The following is an 8,444-nucleotide window of genomic DNA, read 5'->3' as shown; positions in this document are numbered from 1 at the left end:
TTAATTCTATGTTCACATCTCAAATGGAAATGCTATAGCATTAGCTAGGGGGTAGGGAGTAGGGAGTAGGGAGTAGGGAGTAGGGAGTAGGGAGTAGGGAGTAGGGAGTAGGGAGTAGGGAGTAGGGAAGTCATAAGGTAAGCATTCAGCATTCAGCATTCAGCAGTCAGCGGTTAGCGGTTAGCGGTTAGCTTATGCCCATAGTGCATTAGCTGAACGCGCACGCGTGTGGGTAGCACATAAGCTGATAGCTGATAGCTGATAGCTGATAGCTTACCTTCAAGTTAGCGATAATTTTTAGCCTGAGTTTCAAACAAATGGGCATAAGTACCATCTAACTGCATCAGTTCCGAATGGGTACCGCTTTCTACAATTGAACCTTGGTCCATCACATAGATCCGGTCAGCCATTTTTACAGTAGATAAGCGATGGGTGATCAGAATAGCAGCTTGATCTTCGATCAGTTCGCGGAATTTCATAAATACCTCGTATTCTGCCTTAGGATCCATAGCAGAGGTAGGCTCATCTAATACAATCACCTGAGAGTCTCGTAAAAAAGCTCGTGCTAAGGCTATTTTCTGCCATTGACCAATACTAAGTTCTTCCCCTTGGTCAAACAATTTCCCCAGCATGGTATTATACCCTTGGGGTAAACTAGTGATAACCTCATCAGCACCAGAACGACGAGCAGCATCAATAATTGTTTCGTGATCTCGTGGTAAATCAATGTCCGCTAACCAGATATTTTCCTTAGCTGTGAAATTATATTTAGCGTAGTCTTGGAAAATCACACTGATTTGGCGGCGTAAGTCAGCTATTTTAAAATTGCGGATATCAATCCCATCAATGGTGATGCTGCCAGCGGTTGGATCGTACAAACGACACAAGAGTTTAATTAAGGTTGTTTTACCGGAACCGTTTTCTCCTACTAGGGCGATAGTTTCCCCTGGTCGCACCGTGAGGTTGATGTTTGTAAGTGCCTTACGAGTTGTAGTACCGTATTGGAAACTAACATGATCGAAAACAATACCACGGCTCATGGAGTGGGGAATTGATTTGGGATAAGTTGGTTCAACAACGTTAGGTTTTAGATCCAGAAATTCGTAGAGGTTAGCTAAGAATAAGTTATCTTCATAAAGGCCAGATATACTAGTTAGTAACGCTCGAATATTATTTTGTCCCCGCTGCAATGCTTGGTGATACAGCACTAAATCTCCTAAGCGCAAATCCCCATGAACAGTTTGATAGACAATAAAGCCATAGACAGAAAAGATTAACATTCCCGCAACGGCTTGAGCACCGAAGTTAGCAAAGGAGCGTCCAGTGGCAATGGCTACTTTTTCTTTATAAAGTTGCTCTCGGATTCGACGATACCAGTCAGTAAAGAAAACCCCTAAATCAAACAAGCGAATTTCTTTAGCAAACTGGTCTGAGGTTAGCATATAACCCAAATACATGGATTGCCGTTCCATGGGTGTTTTTTTACGCTGCCAACGATAGATAACCCTCGAGTATTTTACCCGCACCACCATAGCAGGGATGGCAGCAATAAATAAAATTCCAGCAATTCCCCAATGGAGGGAGAGTAATAAACTCACCATCGCTAACAAGGAAATACTATTTTGAGCTATCTGTGTGAGACGATTTAGAACTCGGGGCGGTCGGTAGGGCGCTTCTTGTTGAGCTCGTTGTAACGTATCGTAGTATCGGGCATTTTCGTAGTACTCTAAGTCAGCTTCAAGGGATTTACCATGAATAATCCCTTGCATGTAGTCAGTCACTCGCTGAGAATGAGCAGTATTGACTACTTCACCTAACGAGTTCAAAAGAGTAGTAACAAGCGTAACTGTACCGGCTAAGATTAGGAAAAGTAAAACATCACGAAAAACCGCTTGTTTATCAGCATTAAGTAATCCGTCAGTTACTGTATCAATTATTAGTTTAGTAAGATAAATTGATAGTAGAGGTAATATCCCCTGAACCAGCAAAAGTCCTACGCGAGCGACTGTCCAAAAGGGACTGCTTTGCCAGACTAGACGCAGTGCAGGCAAAAGGCGTAATGTTTGCTGGATTTTTGTTCTTAAAGTTTTGCCTGCTCCCATTTTTTGTGTTAGAGTTTAGTTAGTTGAAAGTTAGTTGGTTGAAGGTTAGTTGGTTGAAGGTTAGTTGGTTGAAGGTTAGTTGGTTGAAGGTTAGTTGGTTGAAGGTTAGTTGGTTGAAGGTTAGTTGGTTGAAGGTTGAAGGTTATTTGGTTTAAGATTAAAAGTGGAAGGTTATTTGGGTTAAGGTTATTTCGTTGTTCGCGTAGCGTGGCCGAAAGGCCAAGGTTGAAGCTTTACTAGACCTCTTGGAAAAGTATTGTCTTCATCCAGTCGTGAAGGTACCAAACCATACCAGTTGCTGATCTGATTTCCTATCTCCCCATCTCCCCATCTCCCCATCTCCCCACACCTCCTACACTTCCCTATCTTTTCCTATTCCCTGTTCCCGACTTCTGCAAGAAGTCTAGTGTTGAGGGTATTGTTTTTACTACTATCAGAAGTAGTTAATTCTTCGATATCTTTCTCTACCAAGGCCACTAGATCAGGAAGTTCCATTAGATTAGGCTTTCTGGTGAAGCGACAGATAGATACAGTCTTGATTAGATTGGCGCATTGACGCAGATGAGTACTAACACAGTCTGGAGCGATTAGCACATCTACATCACGGCTATGACGAACTACTTGAGGGAAAGCTTGTTGAGGCGTTAGCTTGGTAATCTGATGTTGGTCTCCCTTGGCCAATACATAGAGCCGCTTCAGGGGTACAGCAGTGCGTTGAAACCCATCAGTGAATGTGTAGGAAAGCTTTGGTGCGTTTGGGTAAAGAGGAGGTAAGTTCTTAGAATTGTGTCCTAGAGAATCTGCTGCCGATGGCCAAAGTTTAATCTGAGGGAAGCTAGGAATAATTAAAGGATAACCGTCATCAAGGTTGACAGGCATGACATCATCAGTTATGATCTGATAACCCTTCCGATGAAACGCTCCTGCTAAGGTGGATTTACCCCAGCCTGACCCACCCATGAATGCGATCGCTTGATTGTTGACTACAATGCTGCTGGCATGGAGCACTAGCAATCCCCGCTGTCGTAGCACTACAGACATACAAGCGCCAAGGATGTTAGGGCTGAGCTTAGAGTTGTCCGCTCCTGTCACAGGTTCGATAGTAATCTCTCGCCCATCTTCTATTAAAACCTTTGCTTTGCCATGCAATTCCCCAAGGACACGGTTGCTCCAATTGGCTGTTTCTGGAGGAAGATGACTCAATTTCCCGAAACGTATGATCACATCAGGGGAACCATCAGAGTCCATCAGCTCGGGTAAGGGGATCTCTGAGTGAATACAAAGGTTGTAGGCCGTATAGATGTACATAATTGATACTTAGGAGCAGGTTTAACTTGATCGGAGAACTTGATAGCAGAAAACGCTTCCCCTAACTCTTCCCAAGACCCTTCTGCTGAGTCAGTGTTGCAGGAGTAACGACTTGGGGAGTGCTAGGCAATCGAGGTGGGAGTTGCCTAGGGATGATCTTGCTAGTAGTAGACAATGCCTTTGTCGCCCTTGGTGATAGCGCTATTCTTATTGAGTACTTACCATCACCAGTGCTAATCTTGTTACGGTAGACGGTCTTCTAGTTTGAACAGATCACAATTACCATTGTTATCGCAGTCTAGGCTGCTTGAGCCATCTGATTCAGCTGCGGGATTAGCCAAATCACCATTGAAAATCAGGACATCTAACGGAGTATTAACTCCACCGAGTTGGGTGATCTCCTCAATGGTGCCATGAACAATCATCTCTGGTGTAGCGTAGCTCTTTTCCATGGTGTTACTTTCCTTTTGCTGACGGTAGCTTAAGGTAGTCACACCCTGAGGAACGACTATAGATTAATTACGATCACTAGTAGTAATCCTGTTATCGTTCTTTGAACGGATCACAATTACCATTGTTATCGCAGTCTAGGCTGTATGAGTGATCTGATTGAGCTACGGGATTATCCAAATCACCATTGAAAATCAGGACATCTGCCATCCGATCATGTCCAATGATTTGGGTGAGCTGCTCAATGGTGCCGTGAACAATCATCTCTGGAGTAGCGTAGCTCTTTTCCATGGTGTTACTTTCCTTTTGCTGATGGTAGCTTAAGGTAGTCACACCCTGATTTGAACTATTGATTAATCACTATTACTAGTAGTAATCGTGTTACTGACGGTCTTCTAGTTTGAACGGATCACAATTATTATTGTTATCGCAGTCCAGGCTCATTGAATCATCTGATTCAGCTGCGGGATTAGCCAAATTACCATTAAAAATCAGCACATCGGCAATCCGATCAGGCCCACTGATTTCGGTTAGCTCCTCAATAGAACCGTGAACAATCATCTCTGGTGTAGTGTAGGTTTTTAGCATGGTGTTACTTTCCTTGTACTTATTGTAGTTTAAGGTAGTCACACCCTGATTTAAACTATTGATTACTCATCATCAGTAGTAATCCTGTTACTAGAGTTGGAACGAATCACAATTACCATTGTTATCGCAGTCTAGGCTGCTTGAGTCATCGGATTCAGCTGCGGGATTATTCAAATCACCATTGAAAATCAGGACATCTGCCATCCGATCAGGTCCACTGATTTCGGTGAGCTCTTCAATAGAACCGTGAACGATCATTTCTGGTGTAGTGTAGGTTTTTAGCATGGTGTTACTTTGGTTGTACTTATTGTGGGTTTAAGGTAGTCACACCCTGATTTAAACTATTAACTACTCACTAATTACTCACTATCACCAGTCGTAATCCTGTTACTGTAGTTTGAACGGTTCACAATTACCATTGTTATCGCAGTCTAGACTATATGAGTCATCTGAGTCAGCCACCTCATTAGAGAGATCACCATTGAAAATCAGGACATCTTTAATCCGATCAGGCCCAGTGACTTCAGTCAGCTCCTCAATGGTGCCGTGAACAATCATCTCTGGTGTAGTGTAAGTTTTTAGCATGGTTTTACTTTCCTTTTGCTGATAGTAATTTACGGTAGTTACAGCCTGAATTGGACTTACGGTGTTTCTTGGTTGTGCCCAAACCACAATCCCAAGTAGATTCCCTGCCAAGTTAGACTTAGGGTGTCACTTGGGTGCGGTCAAGCCACAACGCCAAGATGATTCCCTGCCAGACTGTCATGCAGTCTTTTTCTCGCACCCTGCCTCCTGAGGTCATGCGTCGATGAACTTGTCTCAGAAAGTCTGTGTCAACGTACCCTTCAATGAGTTCAAGCTTATTCAAGATCACATCGTCGAATACCTGACGATTTAAGGTGAGCAGACCGTGAATAAAGTTTGGACCCATATGGGCTTTGCCTCCTCGCCACTGGACAGCTTTTGGTAAAATATCTGCCATGCCACGGCGCAACACCATCCGACTCCATCCCTGGTAGAGTTTCTGCTCGGAAGGCAGTGCTAGACAGAATTCAAGTAGCCGCTTATCCATAAAGGGATGACGAGCTTCGAGGGAAAATGCAGCATTGTAGCGGTCGAGCTGCTCTAGAATGAGGGGAAATATACCTTGGCTTAGATTACGCCAGTGGTCTTCTCTGACTGTGAGTGATGGTTGATCTGATTTGTCGAGTGCTTGGATACGCTGATCAATACCAATGCGTTCAGCAAAGTTGCGGTTAACCAAAGGTGCAACAGAACTAGCTAATTTGTCTTTTCTGCGCCACTTTCGCCAAAGTTGCTTGATTGCTTCGGGAACTAACGCCTTGAGTCCATGATTGACCAACAGGTGCTTACGGGAGATGCCAAAACGCTTGTGAATCTGATGTACAGCTTTAGCAAAGGCAATCCAGCGTAACTGCTTTGCCAGTGTTTTTAGGTGTAGGATACTGTAGTGTTTAATCAGCCTTTGGGGTGAGTTACCAAAATGTTCGGAAAATGCCTCAGCTTCCTGGACAAAGGCTTCCCACTGTCCTTGATGGGCTAATTCTGTCAATCTAGACACACCATGAAACACGACATTATCGCCATCGAGACCATCTAAAACAATTCGCATCCCTGCTTGCTGAGCAGCTTGACTCAGTCGCCAAGGATAATGATGACTTGGACCAAGTAAGGCTTCGTCTTCATACTGCCAAATCTCGTCAACATCTGACAGTGGACCAAACTGATCAGCATGGACATAGTGGGGAATCAGCCCACCCTGTTCTAAAACGGCATTGATGAAGGGACGTTCATCACACTCAGTCACTTTATCAAAAATGTTGGAGAAGCTGTGGAGTTGAGCATCTCCTGCTTCACCTAGTAGTTTCCTGGCTACACAAGTGATTGAGGAAGAATCTAATCCACCGCTCAAGTGAGAACCAATGGGAAAAGCACTACGGAGACGACAACGAACGGCTTCGGTAAAGATGTCACGAAATGCTTCAGCATAGGCTTCGTCTGAGTCTAAGATCAGCTCACGATTGGGGTCTAGAGACCAGTAACAGTTTAGCTCTATGCCTGACTGACTAACGACCATGGTGTGAGCAGGAGGAAGCCGCAGAATGTCGTGATAGGTGGTGATAACTTTGTCTTCCATCATCAGGGCGACATAGTCAGCCATTCTGACTTCGTTAAGACGCCTTGGTACAAAGGGTAAACAGAAGAGTGCTTTGATTTCGGAGGCAAAAATAAACCCTTGACCGGATTGGTGATAGTAATAGAAAGGCTTAACTCCAACATGGTCTCTAGCACAGAAGAGGATCTGCTTGTGCTTATCCCAGATAGCGAAGGCAAAGTCACCTAATAGTTTCTCTGGACACTGCTCTCCCCATTTTTCATAAGCGGCTAAGATCAGTTGGCTATCGGTAATTTTTTCTGCTGGAAGGTGGTTCAACTCTAGAGCAACAATCAGTTCCTCTCGATTATCAATCCGAGCATCAGCAGTAATAACTAGATTTCTGGAGTGATTAACTAGAGGTAACTTTTCCAGCAGCGATTCAGGGGTAGTCCACAGCATCCGATGACCGAGACCAACAGACCCCTCGCACCAGATATCTGCTCCGTCGGGTCCCCGGTGGGCAAGGATATCTAACATTTGCCCAATATTTTCCCGGTCTATTGGTTCTTGGTCGAGGTAGTAAATCCCGACAATGCCACTCATAGTTTGCCTCCTTTAAACGATGGTAGTGGGGTAAACCGTGAAAGGTCTCTGAGATAGCCGATCACAACCTGTCCCTGGTTTTCCACCCATGCATGAGCTTCTAATTTTCCTCCCTCCCCTTTGGCAACTCCAATTCTGAGTTGAGGGGAGTAACCACAGCGACTCATCAGTACTTGTGTGCTTAATGCTCTAGCTAAACACTTGACACCACCTGGCATGTAGCGACTGCTAAGATTAACAGCTCCGACAATTTTGCTTAGGTTAGTTTGGTTTACGCCTTGAGCTTGAGGTGATGGCTGACTGATTTTTGTTAGCAGTCGCCGCAATCTGTGAAATGGTAGTAACCATAGCCCTAGTCTGATTAATCCTAGTAAGATGAACGTCTTAATCACAAGTTGACGTTCTCTACTAGTAAGGCGCAAGAACTTACGCAACCGCTTCATCTTTTACCTCAATTAGCCCAACTGCTGCGAATTCTTGGAGTAATGTCAACAGATCGCGATCGCATTTTTCCGGCTCAACTTCGTACTCTGCTAGCAGTGCATTCCGAATTTCGTCTAAGGTTTTCGGTTCCTGGATCAGATTCCAGATGCTAGCACCTACGGTATTCAAGCCATAGTAAACTCCGGACTTGATGTCGAGGATGATTGCCTCTCCTCCAATATCAGAAGATAGTTGCTCTTGAGCTGCTACTACAATTGAAGATTGTGAGATAGTACAATCCAAACTCATGATTTTTTATTCTCCAAGTAATTATTGCTGTTATCTAAAACTAGTGAGGGAATTATATGGGTTTATAATTAATGGATTGAGAGTAATTCCCAAGATTGCTATGCTTGATTAGCCCTGATGGTTGTTATTTTGAGTAAAGTTAGGGTATAGTAGATGAATAACTTGATTAGTTTGAAGAGTTATTGGTAAGCTAGTATTGCTTGATATCGGGTTTATAAACGAGTTGTTAAAACCCATAAACCCAAAAGGCTTGCCATAATATTCCTAGTGCAGTCATCCTGATACTGCTAGAGTTCGCCACCTATTTCTAATTGCTTACAGCAATTAGGCATTTAAATTTTAGTCCGAACCACTTCTGCAAAATTCGGCCTACTATCTCCCTATTTCGACCTATTTTATGGGCCTATATTCACACCTTCTCTGCAGCAATGAATTTAGCTAGATTAATAGGAAAGACCGATAAAGCCGGTGAGAGTAGAATAACTGTGGCTCCTGCTTTGATTGTTGTAAAAATATCAAAGATGGAAAGATCGAAATGAAAT

Annotated in this window: 12 protein-coding genes; all 12 read right to left on the bottom strand. The window is 43.7% G+C overall.

The window, feature by feature from the left end; translation table 11 throughout:
• Window positions 1-12: 12 nt before the first annotated feature.
• Complete coding sequence (locus F6J99_RS36810) at window positions 13-159, bottom strand: hypothetical protein (RefSeq protein WP_293120672.1); 147 nt, start codon at window positions 157-159, stop codon at window positions 13-15.
• A 125-nt stretch (window positions 160-284) separates the two neighbouring features.
• Window positions 285-2,102 carry an ABC transporter ATP-binding protein gene (locus F6J99_RS36805; protein WP_293120670.1) on the bottom strand — a complete coding sequence of 606 codons (1,818 nt, stop codon included), beginning with the start codon at window positions 2,100-2,102 and terminating at the stop codon, window positions 285-287.
• A gap of 186 nt (window positions 2,103-2,288) precedes the next feature.
• A complete protein-coding gene (locus tag F6J99_RS36800; RefSeq protein ID WP_293120668.1) occupies window positions 2,289-2,441 on the bottom strand; it encodes a hypothetical protein in 153 nt (50 codons plus the stop codon).
• 33 nt (window positions 2,442-2,474) lie between these two features.
• Window positions 2,475-3,410, bottom strand: coding sequence for a hypothetical protein (locus F6J99_RS36795; RefSeq protein ID WP_293120666.1), 936 nt, complete (start codon window positions 3,408-3,410; stop codon window positions 2,475-2,477).
• Between the two features lie 242 nt (window positions 3,411-3,652).
• Window positions 3,653-3,862, bottom strand: a complete 210-nt coding sequence (locus F6J99_RS36790; protein WP_293120664.1) for a lasso peptide — start codon at window positions 3,860-3,862, stop codon at window positions 3,653-3,655.
• 91 nt (window positions 3,863-3,953) lie between these two features.
• The gene (locus F6J99_RS36785) at window positions 3,954-4,151 is read right to left on the bottom strand and encodes a lasso peptide (protein WP_293120662.1); all 198 of its coding nucleotides are present in this window, start codon (window positions 4,149-4,151) and stop codon (window positions 3,954-3,956) included.
• Between the two features lie 90 nt (window positions 4,152-4,241).
• On the bottom strand, window positions 4,242-4,448 hold the full coding sequence (locus F6J99_RS36780) for a lasso peptide (RefSeq protein WP_293120660.1): 207 nt from the start codon (window positions 4,446-4,448) through the stop codon (window positions 4,242-4,244).
• A gap of 90 nt (window positions 4,449-4,538) precedes the next feature.
• Complete coding sequence (locus tag F6J99_RS36775; protein ID WP_293120658.1) at window positions 4,539-4,733, bottom strand: lasso peptide; 195 nt, start codon at window positions 4,731-4,733, stop codon at window positions 4,539-4,541.
• Between the two features lie 102 nt (window positions 4,734-4,835).
• Window positions 4,836-5,144 carry a lasso peptide gene (locus F6J99_RS36770; protein ID WP_293120656.1) on the bottom strand — a complete coding sequence of 103 codons (309 nt, stop codon included), beginning with the start codon at window positions 5,142-5,144 and terminating at the stop codon, window positions 4,836-4,838.
• Between the two features lie 7 nt (window positions 5,145-5,151).
• A complete protein-coding gene (locus F6J99_RS36765; protein ID WP_293120654.1) occupies window positions 5,152-7,170 on the bottom strand; it encodes a lasso peptide isopeptide bond-forming cyclase in 2,019 nt (672 codons plus the stop codon).
• The gene (locus F6J99_RS36760; protein ID WP_293120652.1) at window positions 7,167-7,613 is read right to left on the bottom strand and encodes a lasso peptide biosynthesis B2 protein; all 447 of its coding nucleotides are present in this window, start codon (window positions 7,611-7,613) and stop codon (window positions 7,167-7,169) included. Before F6J99_RS36760 ends, F6J99_RS36765 begins: the two co-directional genes overlap by 4 nt.
• Window positions 7,597-7,902 carry a PqqD family peptide modification chaperone gene (locus F6J99_RS36755; RefSeq protein WP_293120650.1) on the bottom strand — a complete coding sequence of 102 codons (306 nt, stop codon included), beginning with the start codon at window positions 7,900-7,902 and terminating at the stop codon, window positions 7,597-7,599. Before F6J99_RS36755 ends, F6J99_RS36760 begins: the two co-directional genes overlap by 17 nt.
• Window positions 7,903-8,444 lie beyond the last annotated feature (542 nt).

Origin of the sequence: Moorena sp. SIO4G3 (assembly GCF_010692305.1) — a bacterium.
Lineage (GTDB): Bacteria > Cyanobacteriota > Cyanobacteriia > Cyanobacteriales > Coleofasciculaceae > Moorena > Moorena producens_A.
This window is presented reverse-complemented; position numbering and strand designations above follow the sequence as displayed.